The sequence below is a fragment of the Streptomyces sp. NPDC045899 genome (genome assembly GCF_056431485.1).
The window spans coordinates 80,140-101,545 of sequence record NZ_JBWKKP010000014.1; the positions used below are offsets into that span (position 1 = coordinate 80,140).

Below are 21,406 nucleotides of genomic sequence, written 5' to 3' on the forward strand. Positions count from 1 at the left end.
CCTTCAGCCCTTGATGGCGCCCTCGCCGACGCCACGGAAGAAGTACCGCTGGAGACAGGCGAACATGACGATCAGCGGGGCGACCGCGATGATGGTGCCCGCCGCGACGAGCCGTGGATTGTTGGCGAACGTGCCGTGCAGATAGTTGAGCCCGACGGTCAGGGTGAACTTGTCGGAGTCGGAGAGCACGATCAGCGGCCACAGGAAGTCGTCCCAGGCACCCATGAAGGCGAAGATGGCGACCACCGCCAGGGTGCCCTTCACCGAGGGCAGCCCGATCCGCAGGAACCGCTGCCACACATTGGCCCCGTCGATGACCGCTGCCTCCTCGACCTCGTACGGCAGGGCGGCGAACGCGTTGCGCATCAGCAGGACGTTCAGCGCGCTGACCGCGCCCGGCAGCACCACGGCGGTGAGGGTGTTGTTGAGCTCCAGTTCCCGCATGGTGGTGAACTGGGCGATGATGATGGACTCCAGGGGCACCAGCAGCGCCATCACGAACGCCAGCCCGGCCGCCCTCCGGCCCCGGAACCGCAGCCGCGCCAGCGCGTATCCGGCCATCGCCGCGCCCACGCAGTTGGTGAGCACATTGGCCACCGCCACCTTGAGGGAGTTCAGCGCGTAGTCCCACACCGGCACGATGTCCGCGACGCCCGAGTAGTTGTCGAGCGTGGGGTGTTCGGGCAGGAAGGCGGGCGGTGAGGTGTAGATGTCCTCGGTGGTGCCCTTGAGCGAGGTGGACAGCTGCCACAGGAAGGGACCCACGGTCAGGGCCAGCACGGCGAGCAGCAGCAGGTAGCGCAGCGCCTTCTCCCAGCCGGACGCACGTCTCACGTCGGCTCCTCCCGGCGGTCGGCGCGCAGCACCAGCAGCATCAGCACGAGGGTGATGGCGAAGACGACGAGCGAGAGCGCGGAGGCGTAGCCCACCCGTCCGTTCAGTCCGGTGCCCACCCGCTGCACCAGCATCACGAGCGTGGTGTCCTGTCCGGCCGGGCCGCCGGTGGGTCCGGCCAGCAGATAGACCTCGGAGAACACCTTGAAGGCGGCCACCGAGGAGAGTGCGCCGACCAGCACCATGGTGGAGCGCACGGCCGGGACGGTGACGCTGAGGAAGCGGCGGACCGCGCCCGCGCCGTCCACGGCGGCTGCCTCGTGCAGTTCGGGCGGTACGTTCGCCAGTGCGGCAAGGTAAATGATCATGTAGTAGCCCAGTCCCTTCCAGACCGTCAGCGCCATGGCGCTGAACAGCAGCAGCCACTGGTCGCCGAGGAACGCCACGGGACTCGCGCCGAGGAAGGTGAGGATGCCGTTGACCAGGCCGCGGTCGTCCAGCATCCACACCCAGATCAGGGAGACCACCACGACCGACGCCACCACCGGGGTGTAGAAGGCGGCCCGGAAGAAGGTGACACCGGGGATCTGCTTGCGGACCAGCAGGGCCAGCAGCAGCGGCAGCAGCACGGTGCACGGCACCACCATCACCACGTACAGCAGGCTGTTGCGCAGCCCCACCGTGAACTGCTCGTCGTCCAGCATGGTCCGGAAGTTCTCCAGGCCCACCCAGGAGCCGCCGGTGAGGGTCCGGGTGTCGGTGAACGCCTGGTGGACGGTGGTCAGAAAGGGATAGAGGGTGAACGCGGTGACCACGGCGAGCCCGGGAAGCAGGAAGAGCCAGGGGCTCGCGGCCCGGTGCGTCCGCGAGGCGGGAGCGGTGGAGTGGCGGCGCATCCGGTGCCCCTAACCCTGCTGGAGCAGCTTGTTGCTCTGCGCCACCGCGTCGTCCAGCGCCTCCTTGGGTGACTTCTTGCCCTGGAGGGCCTTGGCCACCTCGTTCTGGAGCACGGTCTTCATCTCGTCGCTCATCACGACGGGTGTGTAGTTCACCGCGCCCTTGAGCAGCTTCGCGGAGGCGACCCGCACCCGGCTCTCGTCGGTGCCGTCGTCGTGGGTCCAGTAGGGCTTGTCCAGTGATCCCCTGGTGCTCGGGAAGATGGCCACCTTGTGCGCGAAGGACTCCTGGTTCTTCCGGTCGGTGACGAAGTGCGCGAACGCGATGGCCGCGGCCTTGTGCTCGCTGGTCTCCTTCACCGCCAGGCCCATCACATACATGTTGGGCTTCCCGGTGTTGTTGGGCGCCTCGGTGATGCCGAGGTTCTTGTAGAGGCTGGGCGCGTCCCGTTTGAAGGTCTCGAGGTCATGGGCGCTGCCCGGGTTCATCGCGACCTTCTGCTCCAGGAACTTCTGCCCGGCCTTCTCCGGGGTGTTGGTGAGTGCCTGTCCGTCCAGTCCGCCCTTGTCGTAGAGCTTCTTGTACCGGGTCAGCAGCTCCACGCCCGCGGGCTCGTTGTAGGTGAAGGCGGTGGCGTCGCCGTTCATCAGCCGCACGCCGTAGCGGCCGAAGTCCTCGACGGACGGGGTGCCCGCGAGGGTCGCCACCTCACCGTCGGTTGCCCGGGCCATGGTGTCCGCGGCGCTGAACAGTTCGTCGTAGCTGCGCGGCGGATCGGCCGGATCCAGCCCGGCCTTCCGGAAGAGTGCCTTGTTGTAGAACATCGGGCCGGTGTTGAGGTACCAGGGGAAGGCGTAGGTCCCGCCGAGACCGGGGAGGGCGTTGCCCCGCCATGCCTCGGGGGTGTACTCGGAGCGGTAACGGGAACTGACCTTCTCCCGGTCGAGGTTCATCAGCACCCCCGCCTTGGCCAGCGGATGCGCGAGGTCGGGGGACACATTGACCACATCGGGGAGATTGCCCGATCCGGCGTCCGCGCTGAGCTTTTCCGCGTAGTTCTCGGCGGGCTGATCCAGCCAGGTGACCTTGACGTCCGGGTACTTCTTCTCGAAAGCGTCGATCAGACCGTTGAAGTAGTCCTTGAAGTTGGCCCGGAGATTCCAGGTCTGGAAGCGGATCTTTCCCTCGATCTTGCCGTCCGCACGGGATCCGCCTCCGCCATCACCACCGTCGCAGCTGGTCAGAGCCATGGAGGAGAGCAGCAGGGGGAGGATGGCGGCGGTCGCTCTACGGGATATGGGCATGGCCGACGAGCTCCTTCGATGAGCCGGAGTGAGTCCGGTGGGAGCAGGAAGGGATGGGAGGGGATGGGAGGGGGCGGATCAAAAACTGCACCCGGAAAGGGAGTTGCGTCAAGACTTCCGTCGCGAACTAATGCGCTTTAGTCTTCATCCAGCTCAAGCGCTTTAGTGATCTCCCCGGAAGGCACCGTCCGGGGGAGCGGGAGGAAGCCCATGCGCCGGACACCGGCCCGACGCCCCACGATGAAGGACATCGCCCGCCGCGCCGGGGTCTCCGAGAGCGCGGTCTCCTTCGCGCTGAACGACCGCCCCGGGGTCTCGGCGGCCACCCGCGACCGGGTCCGGCGCGTGGCCGAGGAGCTCGGCTGGCAGGCCAGTACCGCCGCACGGGCCCTGTCCGGTGAGGGCTCGGCCACCGTCGGCCTGGTGCTCGCCCGGCCCGCCAGCACCCTCGGCGTCGAGTCGTTCTTTCTGCAACTGGTCTCCGGGGTGCAGGAAGCGCTCTCCCCGCGCCGTCTCGGTCTGCTGTTCCAGGTGGTGGAGGACCTGGACGCGGAGTGCGCCACCTACCGCCGCTGGTGGGCCGAGCACCGGGTGGATGGCGTCCTCGTCGTCGATCCCTGCCACGACGACCCGCGGCCGGACCTGCTCGATGAACTGGGCCTGCCCGCCGTGGTGATCGGCTCCATGACCGACGACCCGGCCGCCGCACCCCCCGCCCATCCCGGCATCTCCAACCTCTGGGCGGACGACGCCGCCGCGATGGCTTCGATCGTCGGCCATCTCCACGGCCTCGGACACCGCCGGATCACCCATATCGCCGGACTGCCCGGACTGGCCCACACCCGGCGCCGGATGCGCTCGCTGCGTGCCGAGGCCGAGCGCCGCGGGCTCACCGAGGTGGCCTCGGTGACCACCGACTACTCCGACGCCCAGGGGGCCGAGGCCACCCGCCGGGTGCTCGCCCGTGACCGTCCGCCCACCGCCCTGGTCTTCGACAACGACGTGATGGCGGTCGCCGGACTCGCCGCCGCCGCCGAGCGCGGGCTGTCCGTCCCGGCCGACCTGTCCATCGTGGCCTGGGACGACTCCGTGCTGTGCCGCAGCACCCACCCCTCGCTGACCGCGCTGGTGCGCGACACCGCGGCCTTCGGGCGGCACGCCGCGGAGCGGCTGATCGCACTGCTGGACGGGGAAGCGGCGGTGCGGGTGCAGGACGACGTCCCGCGGCTGGCCCCCCGCGGCAGCACCGCCCCGCCCCGCTAGGTCGTGTCGTTTGGATCTTCGTGGATCAGGCCGTGGTGTCGGATGCAGGGGGCACCTCCCAGCGTTAGCTGGGGGAGCATCGCAAGGCGGAGCCTGACCCGTGTACTGGGCGTACTCGGGTCCGGCGACAACGCGGCCGGGGGCACCTCCCAGCGTTAGCTGGGGGCGCCGTAGCCGGCGTCGCGGGCCCGCGAAGATCCGAACGACACGACCTAGGCCCCGTCCGCCTCCGCGGCGTCCGGTACGGCGGTGGCCGCCGCCCGGACGCGGGCGGCGGCCACCGGAGGAGATCCCTCGCGCCGCTTGTCCACGGACCGCGTGCCGCCTACGTACGGACCGCCAGCGACAGCGCGAAGCGCCCCTCGGCATCGGTCCACCAGCGCCGGGACTCCATTCCGGCCGCCGCCAGTTCGGCCCGGACCTTCTCCTCCCGGAACTTCGCCGACACCTCGGTGCGGACCTCCTCCCCGGCCGTGAACGGGATCGCGAGATCCATCGAGGGGATCTTGGCGGTGAGGTCCTTGCGGGCCCGCAGCCGCATCTCGATCCACTCCTCCTCGGCGTTCCACACCGCCACGTGGTCGAAGTCCGCCGGGTTGAAGTCCGCGCCCAGCTCCCGGTTGAGCACCGCGAGCACGTTCTTGTTGAACGCCGCCGTGATCCCTTGCGCATCGTCGTACGCGGAGACCAGCGTGGCCTCGTCCTTCACCAGGTCGGTGCCGAGCAGCAGCGCGTCACCCGGGTCCAGCAGCGCGCTCGCCGCGGTCAGGAACTCCGCCCGCTCGGACGGCAGCAGATTGCCGATGGTGCCGCCGAGGAACGCCAGCAGCCGTGGGCCGGGGCAGTCCTCGGGCAGGGCAAGCCCGCTCATGAAATCGGCGACCATGGCGTGCACCGTCAGCCCGGGATGCTCGGTGAGCAGGGCGCGCCCGGCCAGTTCCAGGGCACTCTCGCTCACGTCCACCGGGACGTAGGCCCGCAGCTCCGGCAGCGCCCGGATCAGATGGCGGGTCTTCTCCGAGGAGCCGGAACCCAGCTCGACCAGGGTTCTCGCCCCCGTCACCTCGGCGATCTCGGCCGCCCTGGCTATGAGGATCTCCCGCTCCGCGCGGGTCGGGTAGTACTCGGGCAGCCTGGTGATCTCTTCGAAGAGCTCGCTTCCGCGGGCGTCGTAGAACCACTTCGGCGGCAGCCGCTTGGGGGTGCGGGTCAGCCCGTCGGTCACGTCCTCGCGCAGTGCGGCGGTCGTGGTGTCCACGGGCAGGGTCCGGGTCATGGTGAAGGGGCTCACGCGGAAGCCTCCTTGAGGGGAGCGAGGAGAACCTCGGTACGGGTGGCGGTCAGCAGGGTGTGGTCGGGGACTTCCGTCCAGCGCGGATCGTCGTCGTAGGGCTCGGAGGCCACCACCACCGCGCGGCCCGGTTCGGCCCGGTACCACAGGGTGTCGCCCCAGGCGGTGGCGGCGATCGTCGATCCGTCCAGGAGCAGCAGGTTCAGCCGTGAACCGGGCGCGGCGGCGGCCACCGTCTCGACGGCCCCGGCCAGCGCCTCACCCGGCGCGTGGCCCAGCCGCAGCCGGTGCAGCACCAGCGCCCACACCAGCGCGGAGTCACAGCGCGCGGCGAGGTTCAGCAGAGCGGCGGCCGGTAGCGCCGCGGCCGCCTCCGCGAGGGAGTCCGGCCAACCGCGCACCGCGCCGTTGTGGCTGAACAGCCAGACCCCGGAGGCGAAGGGCGAGGCGCCCGCCTCCCCGTCCGCGCTCGGCTCGGTGGCGTCGCGCACGGCGGCCATCAGCGCCCGGGTGCGCACCACCCGGGCGAGATCGGCGAAGGACAGATCGCCCCAGATGGGCCCGGCGCGCCGGTAGCGCGCGGGCACCGGGTCGTCCTGTGCGTACCAGCCCACCCCGAACCCGTCGGCGTTGACGGTGCCGTGGGCCTGCCGTCGCGGTGCCCAGGACTGCGTGAACAGACCGTGCGGCGGAGCGCTCACCACCTCGCCGATGGCGGTCTCCGGCCCCAGATAGGCGAGATGGCGGCACATCAGCGCCACCCCCCGGCGGCTCGGGCCGCGTTCGCGGCCATGGCCCTCACGCCGCCTCCGGGGCGGCGTCGCGGGCGGTGCGGAAGCCCGAGAAGATCTGCCGCCGGATCGGCAGGTCCCAGTTGCGGAAGGTACCCCGGCAGGCCACCTGGTCCACGGCGAACGAGCCGCCGCGCAGCACCTTGTACGCGGGCCCGAAGAAGACCTGCGAGTACTCGGGGTAGGGGAAGACGCTGAACCCCGGGTAGGGCAGGAAGTCGCTCGACGTCCACTCCCACACGTCACCGATCAGCTGCCGGACGCCGAGCGGCGAGGCGCCCCGCGGATAGCTTCCGGCCCGTGCGGGCCGCAGATGGCGCTGGCCGAGGTTGGCATGGTCGGGTGAGGGGTCGTCGTCGCCCCAGGGGTAGCGCAGCGACCGGCCGGTCGCCGGGTCGTGGCGGGCGGCCTTCTCCCACTCCTCCTCGCTGGGCAGCCGGCGCCCCGCCCAGCGGGCGTAGGCGTCCGCCTCGTACCAGCTGACATGGAGCACCGGCTCGTCCTCGGGCACCGGTTCGGTCACCCCGAAGCGGCGGCGGAGCCATTGCCCGCCCTCGCGCCGCCAGAACAGGGGGGCGCTCAGCCCGTGTTCCTGGAGGTGCGCCCAGCCCTCCGCCGTCCACCAGCGGCGCTCGGTGTAGCCGCCGTCCGCGATGAACCGGGCGTACGCGCCGTTGGTCACCGGGGTGGTGTCGATGTAGAAGGGCGGGACCAGCCGCCGGTGCGCGGGCCGTTCGTTGTCCAGTGCCCAGGGTTCGGTGGAGGTGCCCATGGTGAACGGGCCGCCGGGGACCAGCACCTCGTCGGGGAGCGCGGCCCCGTCGTCGGTGTCCGGCGGCTCCGGGGCGGTCAGCGCGGCGGGTCCGCGCCGCAGCTGGTGCGTGATCAGCATGGTCTCGTCGTGCTGCTGCTCATGCTGGGCGACCATCCCGAAGGCGAACGCCGCGTCCACGAGGGGGGCGCCGCGCAGCTCGATCCGGTCCAGGATGTCGAACACCCGGCCGCGGACCTCGGAGACATAGCCCCGGGCCTCGGCGGGTGCCAGCAGCGGCAGCGAGGGGCGCGTGGCGCGGGGATGCTCGAAGGCGTCGTACACCGAGTCGATCTCCGGGCGTATGGCCTGCCGCCCGGCGACGGCGCGCAGCAGCCACTGCTCCTCCTGGTTGCCGATATGCGCCAGGTCCCATACCAGCGGCGACATCAAGGGGGAGTGCTGGGCGGTGAGGTCGTGGTCGTCCACGCAGGTGGTGAGGGTGTGGGTGCGTTCACGTGCGGTGCGCAGCGCGGTCTCGGCGCGCCGGCGCAGCGCCTCGGGGTCGAGGAGGTCGGAGTCGGAAGCGGTCATGGCCGTTCCTCCTTCCCGGGGGCGGGGGCGAGAAGATCGTCGGCGGGACATCGGCCACGGGCCACATAGCGGTCGGTGAAGTCGGCGACCGCGGAGATGATCGCGGGGGAGGCGCCCAGCCGGGGCAGTGCCTCCAGGGCGGTGGCGAAACAGGTCGCGGCGGCGGTCCGCAGCTCGGGGTCGGCCAGACCGTCCCGGGTCGCGCTGAGCCACAGCGGATTGCAGGGGGCGGGCCGGGTGCCCGCGGTCTCGGCGAGCGGTTTGACCACGCGGTAAACCGTTTCCGCGGCCTCGGGGTCGTCGAAGAGCGCCACCGTGACCGCGAGCGGGACGATCCAGCCGTCGTCGCCGCTCTGCGCGTCGATCATGCGCAGTTCGAGGTGACCTCGCGGGCGCACGGGCGGGAAGAGGGTGGAGATGTGGAAGTCGAGGTCATCGAGGGTGGGCGGCCGGGGGAGTGAGGTCCGGGCCCACTGCCGGAAGGTCAGCCCGTCCGGTACGGTCCACGCCCCGTGCTCGGCCCGTACGGCCATCACCGGCGCGTCCAGGACGTAGCGGGTCCAGGCGGTGCGGGGCTCCGTGCCGTCGGCCGGGGCGAGGACGCGGCCGGGGTCCATCGCGGCCCACAGCGCCTGCCGGGTGGAGCGGTAGCCGGTGGGTCTGCCCTCGCGCAGCGGTGAGTTGGCGAAGGCGGCGGTCAGCACAGCGCCCAGCAGATGGGCGAGGCGCCAGCGCCGTCCCAGGCCCAGTGGACCGGGCTCCTCCTGTCCGGCGTCCACGCACACCTGGACCGAGGCGGTGCTGCACATCATGGACCGCCCGGCCGGGCCCCGGCGGTTGAAGTAGGTCTCCATGGACTCGTAGCGGGGCGTGGCGAGGAACCGGCGCGGCGGCCGCCAGGGATCATGGCCGTGCCCGGCGATGCCGAGGCCGAGACCGGTGAGGAGGGTCCGTACGAGAACCAGATCGGCGGCAGCGGACTCCACGCAGGCGGTGAGGGAGTCGGCCGGGAGGGAGCTCAGCTCCACCTGGCCGCCGGGTTCGAAGGTGATCGCGGACCGGAGCGGCAGTCCGCGGAGCGCGGTGACCGCGGCTTCCAGCCGGGCGGTGTCCACGGGTTGTGCGGGGTCGTCCGGGTCGTACACGAGCCATTCCAGTTCGACACCGATGCGGCGCGGCGGCCCTGTTTTGAAACAGATGCCGTGCAGCCTGGCCTCCATCTCGGCCTCGCTGATGGCCTTGCTGTCGGGCACAGTCGTCATCTCCCGTCCCGTTCCGGCTACCGGTCCACCGGGATGCGGACCGGTGTCTGCCGCCCACTGTCACCTGCCGACGCGCCGGGCTCAAGGGTGCCTCCAGAGTTGCACAGGAGTTCCCACCGCGCCGGACGGGAGCGGCAGGATGGCTGACGGCATCGGACCAGGCGGTTTCCAGGGTCGTACCGACTGGTTAGTATGTGCCGCCTGGGCGTAGGGAACGCCGCTACCGACAGCTTCTGGAGGCCACCGGATGCAGGCATGGCGAGTGCACGACAATGGCGAGCCGCGCGAGGTCATGCGCCTGGACGAGGTGCCCGATCCGGTGGCGGGACCGGGTCAGCTGCTGGTGCGGGTCCTAGCCGTCAACGTCAACTTCCCCGACGCCCTGCTGTGCCGCGGCCACTACCAGGTCCGGCCGCCGCTGCCGTTCACCCCGGGCGTCGAGCTGTGCGGTGAGGTCGTCGCCGTGGGCGAGGGCGCCGAGGGCGAAGTGGGCTCCCGGATCCTGGCCACCCCGACCCTGCCCGCGGGGGGCTTCGCCGAACTGGTCGCCGTGGACGCGGCGAACGCGCTCCCCGCTCCCGACGCGCTGGACGACGCCGAGGCCGCCGCACTGCACATCGGCTACCAGACCGGCTGGTTCGGGCTGCACCGCCGGGCGGCACTGCGGTCGGGCGAGACCCTGCTGGTGCACGCCGCGGCGGGTGGGGTGGGCACCGCCGCCGTCCAGCTGGGCAAGGCGGCAGGGGCCCGGGTGATCGGCGTCGTGGGCGGCGCGGACAAGGCGCGGGTGGCCCGTGAGATCGGCTGTGACCTCGTGCTCGACCGTCGCACCGACGACCTCGTGGCCGCCGTCAAGGAGGCCACCGGCGGACGTGGCGCCGATGTGGTGTACGACCCGGTCGGCGGCGACGCCTTCGCCAAGTCGGTCAAGTGCGTGGCCTTCGAAGGCCGCATCGTGGTCGTCGGCTTCGCCAGCGGTGTCGTGCCCCAGGCGGCCCTGAACCACGCCCTGGTCAAGAACTACGCGATCCTCGGCCTCCACTGGGGCCTGTACAACACCAAGGACCCGGCCGCCGTCCGCTCCTGCCACGACGAACTGACCAAACTGGCCGCCGAGGGCACCGTACGGCCCCTGGTCAGCGAACGGGTGCCGCTCGCTGACGCCGCCGACGCCGTCCAGCGCGTCGCCGAGGGCGTCACCACCGGCCGTGTGGTGGTCCTCCCCGGCCGGACCACGGAAGGCACCCGATGACCACCGCACGGGACCGTACCGCCGTCGACGCCCCCGAGCTGCGCCGTCGCGTCCGCGCGCTCCTCGACGCCCATCCCCCGGCCGACACCGGACGGCTGGACTTCCTGCGCGCCCGCTTCGACGCCGGGCTGGCCTGGGTGCACTACCCGGCCGGGCTCGGCGGCCTTGGCGCCCCGCGCTCCCTCCAGGCCGTCGTGGACGCCGAACTCGAGGCCGCCGGCGCACCCGACAACGACCCCCGGCGCATCGGCATCGGTCTGGGCATGGCCGCGCCCACCATCCTCGGCTTCGGCACCGATGAGCAGCGGGCTCGGCTGCTGCGCCCGCTGTGGACCGGCGAGGAGGTGTGGTGCCAGCTGTTCAGCGAACCCGGCGCCGGATCCGACCTCGCCGCGCTCGGCACCCGCGCGGTGCGCGACGGGGACGGCTGGGTGGTCGACGGCCAGAAGGTGTGGACCTCCAGCGCCCACCTCGCCCGCTGGGCCATCCTCATCGCCCGCACCGACCCCGATCTGCCCAAGCACCGTGGGATCACCTACTTCGTCTGCGATATGACCGACCCCGGTGTGGAGGTGCGGCCGCTGCGGCAGATCACCGGCGAGGCGGAGTTCAACGAGGTCTTCCTCACCGGGGTGCGCATCCCCGACAGCCACCGCCTCGGCGAGGTCGGCGAGGGCTGGCGGGTCGCCCAGACCACCCTGATGAACGAGCGGGTCGCCATCGGCGGCGGCCGGATCCCCCGCGAGGGCGGCATGGTCGGCCTGGTCGCCACGACCTGGCGGGACCGGCCCGAACTGCGTACCCATGACCTCCACCAGCGGCTGCTGCGGCTGTGGGTGGACGCCGAGGCGGCCCGGCTGGCGGGGGAGCGGCTGCGCCAGCAACTCGCCCTCGGCCAGCCCGGCCCCGAGGGCTCGGCCATGAAACTCGCCTTCGCCCGCCTCAACCAGGAGCTCAGCGCGCTGGAGGTGGAACTGCTGGGCGAGGAGGGACTGGGCTACGACGACTGGACCCTGCGCCGCCCCGAGCACGTCGACTTCACCGGACGCGAGGCGGGCTACCGCTATCTGCGCGCCAAGGGCAACTCCATCGAGGGCGGCACCTCGGAGGTGCTGCTCAACATCATCGCCGAACGCGTCCTGGGCCTGCCGCCCGAGCCGCGGACCGACAAGGACCTCCCGTGGAAGGACCTGCCCCGATGAGCACCCCGGACCTGCTCTACTCCGAGGCCGAGGACGATCTGCGCGACGCCGTGCGGTCGTTGCTCACCGACCGCTGCCCGGCGCCGGCCGTACTCGCCCAGGCGGAGAGTGACCGTCCGTATGACCCCGCCGTCTGGCGGGCGCTGGGCGCCGAGATGGGCACGGCGGGTCTCCTGGTCCCCGACAAGCTGGGCGGACAGGGCGCCACCGCACGCGAGGTCGCGGTGGTGATGGAGGAACTGGGCCGTGCCGTGGCCCCGGTGCCCTACCTCACCAGCGCCGTGCTGGCCGTCAGCGCCTTGCTCGGCTGTGACACCGACGAGGGCGCCGTGGCGCGGCTGCTCCGGGAGCTTGCCGGGGGACGGGCCACCGGAACCCTGGTTCTTCCGCTGCCCGGCACACCGGGTGAGGAGCTCCCGCCCGCCACTGTACGGAGCGGGAGCGAGGGGACCCTCAGCGGTGAGGTCCGCGGGGTCGCGGGCGCGCTGGGCGCCGAGCTGCTGCTCGTCCCCGCCGACGGTCCTGACGGCTACGGGCTCTACGCCGTGAGCGCCACCGATCCCGGTGTCACCGTCACTCCGCTCACCTCACTGGACCTCACCCGGCCGCTGGCCACGGTGACCCTCGACCGGGCGCCCGCGCGCCGGGTGGCCGAGGCGGACCGGGCCCGGTCCGCCGTCCGGCGGGCCCTGCTGACCGGGGCCGGACTCCTCGCCTCAGAACAGTTGGGGGTGGCCGAGTGGTGTCTGACCGAGGCCGTGCGCCACACCCGTGAGCGCCATCAGTTCGGCCGTCCCATCGGCTCGTTCCAGGCGCTGAAGCACCGGATGGCCGCGCTCTGGCTGGAGCTGGTCTCAGCCCGTGCCGCCGCCCGGCACGCCGCCGACGCGCTCGCCACCGACAGCCCCGACACCGAGGTGGCGGTGGCCGTCGCCCAGGCGTACTGCGCGGAGGTGGCCGTGCACGCCGCCGAGGAGTGTGTCCAGCTGCACGGCGGTATCGGCATGACCTGGGAACACCCGGCCCATCTCTATCTCAAGCGGGCCAAGAGCGCTGAGATCGCGCTGGGCACCCCCGGCCGCCACCGCCAGTTTCTGGCCGGGCTGGTGGACCTCCCGGCGCCCACCGGCTGACCGTCCCGTGCGACAGCGATCCGCCCCGGCACTCAAGCGCCGGGGCGGACCGCCGCATGGCCGCGAGACCGCCGCGACGATCCCGAACAGCAGATCGGCACCCGTCCGGAGCACCGTGCTACGGCGGGTCATCAGCGATTCTGGGCCACACTGACGGCCGGATTCCGATCCTCCGTAGCGGCCGAGGAGGCTCCCATGGCCATTTCCATCTCCGTGGTCCTGCTGCTCCTGATTCTGGCGGTGGTCTTCCTGCGCAGCGGCGGGCTGCGCATCTCCCATGCCCTGGTCTGTGTGACGCTCGGCTTCTACCTGGCCAGCAGCAGCGTGGCGCCCACCATCTCCGAGGGGCTCGCCGCCACCGCGGACGTGGTCAGCAGCGTCCGCCCCTGACCCCGCCCGCGGTGACGACGGCAGCCGCGCCGCTCAGCGGCCGATCTCGACGTCCTCCAGGACACCCACCGCGTCCGGCACCAGGATGGCCGCCGAGTAGTAGGCGCTGACCAGGTACGAGGTCACGGCCTGTTCGTTGATGCCCATGAACCGCACATTCAGACTGGGCTCGTACTCGTCGGGAATCCCGGTCTGATGGAGGCCGATGACGCCCTGGCTCTCCTCCCCGGTGCGCATCGCCAGGATCGAGCTGGTGCCGGTCTCGCTCACCGGGATCTTGTTGCACGGCAGCAGTGGCACCCCGCGCCAGGCCCGCACGGCCACTCCGCCGATCTCGGCGCCCTGCGGATAAAGCCCCCGGCTGCTGCACTCCCTCCCGAACGCCGCGATGGTGCGCGGATGGGCCAGCAGGTACTGCGTCTTGCGGCGCCGCGCCAGCAGCTCGTCGAGGTCGTCGGGGGTGGGCGGGCCGCTGCGGGTGTGGATGCGCTGGGAGAGGTCGGCGTTGTGCAGCAGTCCGAATTCACGGTTGTTGACGAGCTCGTGCTCCTGGCGTTCGCGCAGGGCCTCGATGGTCAGCCGGAGCTGCTGTTCCACCTGGTCCATGGGGTCGTTGTAGAGGTCGGCGACCCTGGTGTGGACCCGCAGCACGGTCTGGGCCACGCTCAGCTCGTACTCCCGCGGACTCAGCTCGTACTCCGCGAAGGTGCCCGACAGCACCGGTTCGCCCGCGTGGCCCGAGGTGATCGCGATATCGGCCTCACCACGCCGGTTCCGCGCGGGCTCCGGCCGGTTCTCCCGCTCCTCCAGATGGCCGCGCAGCGCCCCCGAACGGTCGGCCGCCTCCTGGAAGGCACGCCGGGGGAGGGTGAGCACGGTGGTACGGGTGACCGCCCGGACGGTGAAGTCCCAGGTCCCCTCGGGGCCGGTGAGGGCGGAGTCACCGAAGTACTCGCCGTGGGCGAGGACCGCCAGCGCCGTGTCGGAGTCATAGGCGCCGGGAGCGATCTGCCGCACCTTGCCGTGGGCGATCAGGTACACCTGATCGGCCGGACGACCGGCCTCGACCAGCACGTCCCCCGGTGCGTACTCCCGCTGGACGCAGGCGTCGGCCAGGGCCTCCAGCACGGAGGCGTCCTCGAAGCCGCGCAGCGTCGGCAGCTCGCCCAGCTCCGGCGGGATGACCCGCACCTGCGACCCGGTGCTGATGAACTCCACCCGCCCGTCGCCGACCGTGTAGCTCAGCCGCCGGTTCACCCGGTAGGTGCCCGCCGAGACCTGCACCCACGGCAGGACGCGCAGCAGCCACCGGGAGGAGATGGCCTGCATCTGCGGCACGGACTTGGTCGTCGTCGCCAGATTCCGCGCGGCGGCCGTGCCCAGACTCAGCGGCTGCTCACCGGACTCCACGGAGGTGGTCATCTGTGCTCATCACTCATTTCGGTAGGTATTCGGGAACGTATGCGAGGGCCACCGGAAGGTGCGGCGGCCCGTCAGAGACCGATTTCCACGTTCTCCAGGATTCCGAGCGCGTCCGGGACCATGACGGCCGCGGAATAGTAGGCGCTGACGAGATACGAGATGATGGCCTGTTCGTTGATTCCCATGAACCGCACGGAAAGACTCGGCTGGTATTCATCGGGAATTCCGGTCCGGTGCAGCCCGATGACCCCCTGGTTCTCCTCACCGGTGCGCAGGGCGAGAAGGGAGGTGACCCCGCTGGCGGTCACCGGAATCTTGTTGCACGGGAGGATCGGCACCCCGCGCCACGCGGGCAGCGCATGGCCGTTCACCTCCGCGTTCTGCGGAGAGATGCCCCGGCTGTTGAACTCCCTGCCGATCGCGGCGATGGCGCGCGGATGCGCCAGGATCAGCCCCGGCTCCTTCCACACGGTGGCCAGCAGCTCGTCGAGGTCGTCGGGGGTGGGCGGGCCGCTGCGGGTGTGGATGCGCTGGGAGAGGTCCGCGTTGTGCAGCAGTCCGAACTCGCGGTTGTTGACGAGCTCGTGCTCCTGGCGTTCGCGCAGGGCCTCGATGGTCAGCCGGAGCTGCTGTTCCACCTGGTCCATGGGGTCGTTGTAGAGGTCGGCGACCCTGGTGTGGACCCGCAGCACGGTCTGGGCCACGCTCAGCTCGTACTCGCGGGGCGTGAGCTCGTACTCGGCGAAGGTGCCCGGCAGGAGCGGCTCGCCCGCATGGCCGGCGGACAGCTCGATGGACGCTTCGCCGTGCTCGTTCCGCGGGGCCTCCGGCGCCGCCCGCACCGCCTCCACATGCTCCCGCAGCGCCCCGGAGCGGTCCATCTGCTCCTCGAACTCCCACCGGGGCAGCGCCAGCACGGTGCAGGAGGTGACCGCCTTGACGGTGACGCCCCAGGTGCCACCGTCGGCCGAGGCCAGCTCCCGCTCGCCGAGGTGGTCACCGCCCGCGGCCGTGCCGACCACCGCGGGGTCGTCGAAGGCGCCCTCGGCCAGCTTGTCCACCTTGCCGTGGGCGATCAGATACAGCTCGTCGGCCGGACGCCCGGCCTCCACCAGCACATCCCCGGGGGCCAGCTCCCGCTGGGTGAAGCGGTTCGCCAGGGCCTCGAGGACCTCGGGGTCCTCGAACCCGCGGAGCAGCGGGAGCTCCCTCAGCTCGACCGGGATCACCCGGACCTCGGCACCGGTGGTGGTGAACTCCACCCGGCCGTCCCCGAGGGTGTGCGAGGCCCGCCGGTTCACCCGGTAGACACCGCCCGGCACATGCACCCACGGCAGCATGCGCAGCAGCCACCGCGAGGAAATTCCCTGCATCTGCGGAACGGACTTGGTCGTCGTCGCCAGATTCCGCGCCGCCGCCGTGCCCAGACTCGACAGCGGCTGCGAATTGTCGGTACCGGAACCTGGTTCAACGGACGTCGTCATCGTGAATGCTCACCCACCCCTGTACGGACCTCAGAAGAAATCTCTCCCTGAGCAACTCACAAGCTATCAGCGGCCTTTGGACCTGTGCATTCACTCAAAAGTGTGGCCACCGGGAGGGTTCGGGAGAAGGCAAGGAATGGGTAAATACTCGGGTTCCCGGAAGCGGGGCTCTCCGGCGCCCGCAGACAGCGGACGGTGCACCCGGGCGCCCCGGCCGCGCGGGAACGGCGGGGGAATGGCCGCGGTCCGGAAGCGGAACTCTTCGCACGGATCTGCCCTTTGAGGCCCTCACGCCCCGATACTCACTGGCGTTCAGCGCGCACATCAGAGCACGCCGGGACGAGAGCCGGGAGGCCCCATGGAACGCCGTACGCGCCGCGCCTTTGTCGTCACCCTCGGAGCAGCCGTGGCCGGCGGAGCGGCCGCTCCCGCCCTCGCCGGTACGAGGTCCACCGGCAGGCCCGCGCCGCCGCTGGCCAGGGCTCACGCGCACAACGACTACGAGCACCCCCGCCCGCTCACCGACGCGCTCTCCCACGGCTTCGGCAGCGTCGAGGCCGACATCTGGCTGGTGGACGGCGCGCTGCTGGTCGCCCACGACGCCACCGACCTGGATCCCACCCGGACCCTGGAGTCGCTCTACCTCGACCCGCTGGCCCACCGGGTGAAGGCCAACGGGGGCCGGGTCTACCGCGGCCACGACCTCTCCCTCCAGCTGCTGATCGACCTCAAGACACCGGGCGAGGCCACCTACCGCGAACTGGCCGGGCGGCTGCGCCGCTACGGGCCGATGTTCAGCGCCGCCTACGGCGGGATCGGCGGCCGGGTGCGCCGCGGCCCGGTCACCGCCGTCATCTCCGGCGACCGGGGTGCCCGCGCCCCCATGGAGGCCGAGAAGGTGCGCCACGCCTTCTACGACGGGCGGCTGGAGGACCTCGGTACGGGGGTGCCCGCCTCGTTCATCCCGCTCATCAGCGCCGACTGGAACAAGACCTTCACCTGGCAGGGCGCGGGCGCCATGCCGCCCGCGGAGCGGGAGGAGCTGCGCCGGATCGTCACGGCGGCGCACCGCGCCCGCCGGCGGGTGCGCTTCTGGGCCACGCCCGACGTGCCCGGGCCGGAGCGCGCGGCCCTGTGGCGCGTGCTGCTGGCCGCCGACGTGGACCACCTCAACACCGATGACCTGACGGGCCTCGAGGACTTCCTGCGCGGAGCCGGCTGACCGCGCGGGGGTGGCGTGCCGTGAAAACCAGTCGCGGTCCGCCGCCCCCGGCGTCATGCTGGCGCCCATGCTCATCAGGACCGCCACCCCCGAGGACTGGCCCGCGATCTGGCCCTTCCTGCACCGCATCGTCGCCGCGGGGGAGACCTACACCTATCCCCGCGACCTCGACGAGGACCGGGCCCGCGACCTCTGGATGCTGGACCCACCGAGCCGTACCGTCGTCGCCACCGACGGGGACGGCATCGTGCTCGGCTCGGCCAAGATGAACCCCAACCACATGGGTCCCGGTGCGCACATCGCCAGCGCCAGCTTCATGGTGTCGCCCGAGCACGCCGGGCGCGGCGTCGGACGGGCGCTGGGCGAACACGTCCTGGAGTGGGCGCGGTCCGAGGGCTACCGGGGCATGCAGTTCAACGCCGTCGTGGAGAGCAACACCCGGGCGGTCGCCCTGTGGCGCTCACTGGGCTTCGAGGTGGTGGGCACCGTCCCGGAGGCGTTCGAACATCCGGCGAAGGGCTTCGTCGGCCTCCACATCATGCACCGGTATCTGTGAGCGCGGCCGGAGCGTCGGGCCTCGCCCTCGAACCGTTCGGTCCGGAGCGGCTCGGGGCGGCGGCGGAGCTGCTGGCCGCGCGGCACCGGCGCGACCGGGAGGGAGAGCCCGCCCTCGACGAGCTGCACACCTCGCGGGCGGCCTGCGCCGATCTGCTGCGCCGGGCCTGGGACGACGGCGCCCGTGGGGCGGTCGCCCTGCGCGGCGGCGCGGTCGTGGGCTATCTGCTCGCCCGGACCGGCGAGGGGCAGCGGGGCCGCCACTGCTGGTCCCAGCTCCAGGACGCGGCGTACGCGCCGGACGAGGGCCCCGTGGTGCTCCAGCGGCTGTACGCGCACCTGTCGGGTCCGTGGGTCGCGGACGGCCGGCTGCACCACTACACGGTGGTGCCCGCCGCCGATCTGTCCCCGTGGCTCGCGCTCGCCTTCGCCCATGAGCAGGTGCACGCGCTGCTGGAGCTGCCCGGTGGTACGGCGGAGGCGCGGCCGCCCAGCGGTGTCCGCCGTGCCGTGCCCGCGGACATCGGCGCCCTGGAGCCACTGCTCGGTCTCGTCAATGCCGCCCACACGGCCCCGCCCGTCTTCGCCTTCACCGACCAGCCGATGTGGGACGTGCTGCGTCCCGGCCATCTGGAGCTGCTGGACGACCCGGACGTGGCCTACTGGATCGCGGAGGGGAACGGAGGCGTCGACGGCTTCCTCGTCATGCGCCCCGTCCCGGCGGAGGAGTCCTCGCTCGTCAAACCCCGGGGCTCGGTGGAGCTGATACTGGCCGCCACCGCCCCGCACGCCCGGGGCTCCGGGATCGGAACCCGGCTGAGCCGGTGGGCACTGGCGGACGCGGCACGCCGCGGCTTCACCGTCTGCGCCTCCGACTGGCGGGCCGCCAATCCGCTGTCCTCCGTCTTCTGGCCGCGCCGGGGCTTCCGTCCGGCCGCCTACCGGCTGCACCGTGTTCTCGACCCGCGGCTCACCGGGCCGGAGCACATCGCGGGTCCTTGAACGCCGCGGGATCGTCGAGGACCGCCCGGACGACCGAGTGGGCGGCGCCGAGCAGCGGACCCTCCGCGCCCAGCCGGGACACGGTGACCGTCTCCCGGTCCGGCCGGGCCGGGTCCGCCACCCGCCGTCCCAGCTCCCGTTCCAGGGCGGGCAGCAGCCAGGGCGCCAGCGGGGTGAGCGCCCCGCCGAGCACCACCTTCTGCGGGTCCAGCAGGTTCACCGTGCCCGCGAGCGCGATCCCGAGGGCCGTGCCCGCGTCGCGCAGCGCGCGCCGGACCCGGCGGTCGCCCGCGGCGGCCCGCACGGCCAGCAGGGCGATCCGGCCGCCGGGGCCGGGGTGTTCGGCGGTGGCCTGCTCGGGGGAGAGGCCGCTCGCCCGGAGCACCGCCTCCTCGCCCGCGTAGCGCTCCAGACAGCCGCGGCCGCCGCAGGGACACTCGGCTCCCTCGGGGCGTACCGGCACATGGCCCAGCTCGCCCGCGAAACCCCGTGTGCCGCGCAACAGCTGACCGTCGAGCACCACCGCCGCCCCGATGCCGATCTCGGCCGAGACATGGACGAAGTCACGGAGTTCCGGGTCGTGGCCACCGCGCCACAGCTCGGCGAGCGCGCCCAGATTGGCCTCGTTGCCGACCGTGAGGGGGAGGTCGGGCAGCCCGGCGCGCAGCCGGGGGCCGATGTCCACGTCCGCCCAGCCGAGGTTGGGGGCGCGGACGACCAGGGACGAGCCACGCGCCACCAGACCGGGCACCGCCACCGTCAGCCCCACCGGGCGCAGCCCGGCGTCCGCCGCTTCGGCCGCCACCTGCCGTACCAGCGCCGCCAGTTGGCCGAGGACCGGTTCCGGGTCGCGGTCCCGGTTCGCCGCCGCGATCTCGGTCCGGGCCCGTATCCGCCCGCGCAGGTCCACCGCGCACACGGCCAGCCGGTCCACGCCGAGCTCCGCGCCGAGCCCGGCCGGACCGCGGTCGTCGAGCTGGAGCGCGCTGCCGGGGCGGCCGACCGTACCGGGCCGGGAGGGGCCCAGCTCGACCAGCAGGCCGTCCCGGATCAGCTCGTCGACGAGGGTCGAGACCGCTGCCCGGGTCAGTCCCACCTCACCGGCGACCGCCGCGCGGGACAGCGGACCCCGCCCGGCCACGGCGTGCAGGACGAGGGACAGATTGCGCCGGCGCATCGCCTGCTGGGTGTTGGGCAGTGGCGCTGCCACCGTCGTGGTCTCCTCTCGGGGGCGTCAGGTCCGGTGGAGCAGACCGTCGGCGTCGGACAGCACCCCCGCGAGACGCTCCAGCGTCGCGTCGTCGCGTGGCACCGCATCGTAGGACGCCCCCTGGGCCGTCGCCCAGCGCCGGGCCACCGCCGCCGGGTCCTCGCCCAGCAGCAGTCCGGCCGCCTGGGCCGCCGTGCCGAGGGCGACCAACTCCTGGGCGCGCGGCACCTGGACGGGACGGCCGCTCAGCCGGCGCACCGTCTCCCGCCAGGCCGTCCCCTTGGCGCCGCCGCCGATCAGCAGCAGGGGCGCGTCGGACGAGCCGTCCCCGTCCAGCACCCGGTCCAAGGCGGTGAGGAGGGCGAACACCGCGCCGTCATAGGCGGCCTGGAGCACCTGGCCGGGTGTGGTGTCATGGCGCAGCCCGTGCAGCAGTCCGGAGGCGTCCGGCAGATGCGGAGTGCGCTCGCCGTCCAGGAAGGGCAGCAGTACGGCGGACCCGCCGGGCTCCACCGCCTCCCGGTCCCGGCCGAGCAGCGCGGCGATCCGGTCCACCGCCAGCGTGCAGTTGAGGGTGCAGGCGAGCGGCAGCCAGGCGTCCCGGGCATCGGCGAACCCCGCGACCACGCCGGTGGCGTCGGTGGGCCGCCGTGCCGAGACCGCGTACACGGTGCCGGAGGTCCCCAGGCTGAGCACCGGCTGACCGGGGCGCAGTCCGAGCCCGAGGGCGGCCGCCATGTTGTCGCCGGTACCGGTGGCCACCAGGGCGCCGCCGGGCAGCGGGAGGTCCGGCAGGTCCCGTACGGTCCCGGCGGCCTCGCCGTGGCGCAGCACCCGGGGCAGCGCGTCCGGGGACAGCCCCACCCGCTCCAGGATCTCCTCGTCGTACGCCTCGGTCGCCGACGCCCACCAGCCGGTGCCCGACACGTCCCCGCGGTCGGTGGTGCCCTGGCCGGTCAGCCGCTCGGTCAGATAGTCGTGGGGGAGGCGTACGGCCGCGGTGGCACGCGCCGCCTCCGGTTCGTTCTCGCTGAGCCAGGCCCATTTGGTGACGGTGAAGGCGGGCGCGGGCACACTGCCGATCCGTTCCGCGCATGCCTCCGGGCCGCCCAGCTCCGCGACCAGCCGGTCACGCTGTGGTGCCGAGCGCACGTCGTTCCAGAGCAGGGCGGGCCGGACCGAGCGGCCGGAGGCGTCCAGGGTGACCAGACCGTGCTGCTGGCCGCCGATGGAGACCGCGGCCGCCTCGTGGGCGGAGGCCCCGCACTGGCGCAGCGCGTCGGTCAGCGCCTCCCACCACTGCTCCGGCACGGACTCCTTGCCGGTGCCGTCACCGCCGCCGGTGACGGTGTGCGGGGCCTGACCGCGTGCCACGACCCGCCCCGTCGCGGAGTCCACGACCAGCGCCTTGGTCGACTGGGTGGAGCTGTCCACACCGATGACCAGCGGTCCTTCCGGTACGGGCACGGCTGCTGCTGCCATCTCGGGCTCTCCCTCTGCGTCCCAGGTGTGCGGGTGTGCCGCCGGTGCTGCGGATGGCCGGGGCT

General features: G+C 72.4%; 19 protein-coding genes. 8 read left to right on the top strand and 11 right to left on the bottom strand.

Going from position 1 to position 21,406, the window contains the following annotated elements; all coding sequences use genetic code 11:
* Positions 1–3: 3 nt before the first annotated feature.
* Genes AC07FT_RS21675 through AC07FT_RS21685 form a run of 3 tightly spaced genes read right to left on the bottom strand, consistent with a single transcriptional unit; the run spans position 4 to position 3,035 of the window.
* On the bottom strand, positions 4–834 hold the full coding sequence (locus AC07FT_RS21675) for a carbohydrate ABC transporter permease (protein ID WP_479177667.1): 831 nt from the start codon (positions 832–834) through the stop codon (positions 4–6).
* Positions 831–1,730, bottom strand: a complete 900-nt coding sequence (locus tag AC07FT_RS21680) for a carbohydrate ABC transporter permease (protein ID WP_471199829.1) — start codon at positions 1,728–1,730, stop codon at positions 831–833. The genes AC07FT_RS21675 and AC07FT_RS21680 overlap by 4 nt, the downstream gene beginning before the upstream one ends.
* A gap of 9 nt (positions 1,731–1,739) precedes the next feature.
* On the bottom strand, positions 1,740–3,035 hold the full coding sequence (locus AC07FT_RS21685; RefSeq protein ID WP_479177668.1) for an ABC transporter substrate-binding protein: 1,296 nt from the start codon (positions 3,033–3,035) through the stop codon (positions 1,740–1,742).
* Positions 3,036–3,245: 210 nt separating this feature from the next.
* On the opposite strand from AC07FT_RS21685, the gene AC07FT_RS21690 reads away from it, so the two are divergent.
* Positions 3,246–4,298 carry a LacI family DNA-binding transcriptional regulator gene (locus AC07FT_RS21690; protein ID WP_479177669.1) on the top strand — a complete coding sequence of 351 codons (1,053 nt, stop codon included), beginning with the start codon at positions 3,246–3,248 and terminating at the stop codon, positions 4,296–4,298.
* Positions 4,299–4,623: 325 nt separating this feature from the next.
* Here AC07FT_RS21690 and egtD read toward each other — a convergent pair whose 3' ends face one another.
* From egtD to egtA, 4 genes are read right to left on the bottom strand one after another with little or no spacing between them, the layout of a single operon-like run.
* Positions 4,624–5,589 carry an L-histidine N(alpha)-methyltransferase gene (gene egtD, locus AC07FT_RS21695; protein ID WP_479177670.1) on the bottom strand — a complete coding sequence of 322 codons (966 nt, stop codon included), beginning with the start codon at positions 5,587–5,589 and terminating at the stop codon, positions 4,624–4,626.
* A complete protein-coding gene (gene egtC / locus AC07FT_RS21700) occupies positions 5,586–6,341 on the bottom strand; it encodes an ergothioneine biosynthesis protein EgtC (RefSeq protein ID WP_479177671.1) in 756 nt (251 codons plus the stop codon). Before egtC ends, egtD begins: the two co-directional genes overlap by 4 nt.
* A 46-nt stretch (positions 6,342–6,387) precedes the next feature.
* Positions 6,388–7,725 (bottom strand): ergothioneine biosynthesis protein EgtB, encoded by a 1,338-nt coding sequence (egtB, locus tag AC07FT_RS21705; protein ID WP_479177672.1) that lies wholly within the window; start codon positions 7,723–7,725, stop codon positions 6,388–6,390.
* Positions 7,722–8,987: an ergothioneine biosynthesis glutamate--cysteine ligase EgtA gene (gene egtA / locus AC07FT_RS21710; RefSeq protein ID WP_479177673.1), complete on the bottom strand. Its 1,266-nt coding sequence runs from the start codon at positions 8,985–8,987 to the stop codon at positions 7,722–7,724. Before egtA ends, egtB begins: the two co-directional genes overlap by 4 nt.
* A gap of 247 nt (positions 8,988–9,234) precedes the next feature.
* Here egtA and AC07FT_RS21715 point away from each other — a divergent pair, with 247 nt between their 5' ends.
* From AC07FT_RS21715 to AC07FT_RS21730, 4 genes are all read left to right on the top strand, one after another.
* The gene (locus tag AC07FT_RS21715; RefSeq protein ID WP_479177674.1) at positions 9,235–10,239 is read left to right on the top strand and encodes an NADPH:quinone oxidoreductase family protein; all 1,005 of its coding nucleotides are present in this window, start codon (positions 9,235–9,237) and stop codon (positions 10,237–10,239) included.
* The gene (locus AC07FT_RS21720; protein ID WP_432036011.1) at positions 10,236–11,441 is read left to right on the top strand and encodes an acyl-CoA dehydrogenase family protein; all 1,206 of its coding nucleotides are present in this window, start codon (positions 10,236–10,238) and stop codon (positions 11,439–11,441) included. Before AC07FT_RS21715 ends, AC07FT_RS21720 begins: the two co-directional genes overlap by 4 nt.
* Entirely contained in the window at positions 11,438–12,574 is a 1,137-nt protein-coding gene (locus AC07FT_RS21725; protein ID WP_479177675.1) for an acyl-CoA dehydrogenase family protein, read from the top strand. The genes AC07FT_RS21720 and AC07FT_RS21725 overlap by 4 nt, the downstream gene beginning before the upstream one ends.
* A gap of 195 nt (positions 12,575–12,769) precedes the next feature.
* Positions 12,770–12,964 (top strand): hypothetical protein, encoded by a 195-nt coding sequence (locus tag AC07FT_RS21730; protein ID WP_069860708.1) that lies wholly within the window; start codon positions 12,770–12,772, stop codon positions 12,962–12,964.
* 33 nt (positions 12,965–12,997) lie between these two features.
* Here AC07FT_RS21730 and AC07FT_RS21735 read toward each other — a convergent pair whose 3' ends face one another.
* Positions 12,998–14,386 carry a family 2B encapsulin nanocompartment shell protein gene (locus AC07FT_RS21735; RefSeq protein ID WP_479177676.1) on the bottom strand — a complete coding sequence of 463 codons (1,389 nt, stop codon included), beginning with the start codon at positions 14,384–14,386 and terminating at the stop codon, positions 12,998–13,000.
* Positions 14,387–14,457: 71 nt separating this feature from the next.
* Positions 14,458–15,870, bottom strand: coding sequence for a family 2B encapsulin nanocompartment shell protein (locus AC07FT_RS21740; RefSeq protein ID WP_479177677.1), 1,413 nt, complete (start codon positions 15,868–15,870; stop codon positions 14,458–14,460).
* A gap of 358 nt (positions 15,871–16,228) precedes the next feature.
* On the opposite strand from AC07FT_RS21740, the gene AC07FT_RS21745 reads away from it, so the two are divergent.
* The 3 genes from AC07FT_RS21745 to AC07FT_RS21755 all read left to right on the top strand — a co-directional run bounded on the left by AC07FT_RS21745 (position 16,229) and on the right by AC07FT_RS21755 (position 18,649).
* Complete coding sequence (locus AC07FT_RS21745; RefSeq protein WP_479177678.1) at positions 16,229–17,092, top strand: phosphatidylinositol-specific phospholipase C/glycerophosphodiester phosphodiesterase family protein; 864 nt, start codon at positions 16,229–16,231, stop codon at positions 17,090–17,092.
* 67 nt (positions 17,093–17,159) lie between these two features.
* Positions 17,160–17,648 (top strand): N-acetyltransferase family protein, encoded by a 489-nt coding sequence (locus AC07FT_RS21750; RefSeq protein ID WP_479177679.1) that lies wholly within the window; start codon positions 17,160–17,162, stop codon positions 17,646–17,648.
* Complete coding sequence (locus tag AC07FT_RS21755; RefSeq protein WP_479177680.1) at positions 17,645–18,649, top strand: N-acetyltransferase family protein; 1,005 nt, start codon at positions 17,645–17,647, stop codon at positions 18,647–18,649. Before AC07FT_RS21750 ends, AC07FT_RS21755 begins: the two co-directional genes overlap by 4 nt.
* On the opposite strand, the gene AC07FT_RS21760 is transcribed toward AC07FT_RS21755, so the two are convergent.
* Together AC07FT_RS21760 and xylB are read right to left on the bottom strand one after the other, a co-directional pair.
* Positions 18,618–19,859 carry an ROK family protein gene (locus tag AC07FT_RS21760; protein WP_471199871.1) on the bottom strand — a complete coding sequence of 414 codons (1,242 nt, stop codon included), beginning with the start codon at positions 19,857–19,859 and terminating at the stop codon, positions 18,618–18,620. The two genes, AC07FT_RS21755 and AC07FT_RS21760, sit on opposite strands and share 32 nt — an antisense overlap.
* A gap of 24 nt (positions 19,860–19,883) precedes the next feature.
* Positions 19,884–21,326 (bottom strand): xylulokinase, encoded by a 1,443-nt coding sequence (gene xylB, locus AC07FT_RS21765; RefSeq protein ID WP_479177775.1) that lies wholly within the window; start codon positions 21,324–21,326, stop codon positions 19,884–19,886.
* Positions 21,327–21,406: the final 80 nt, after the last annotated feature.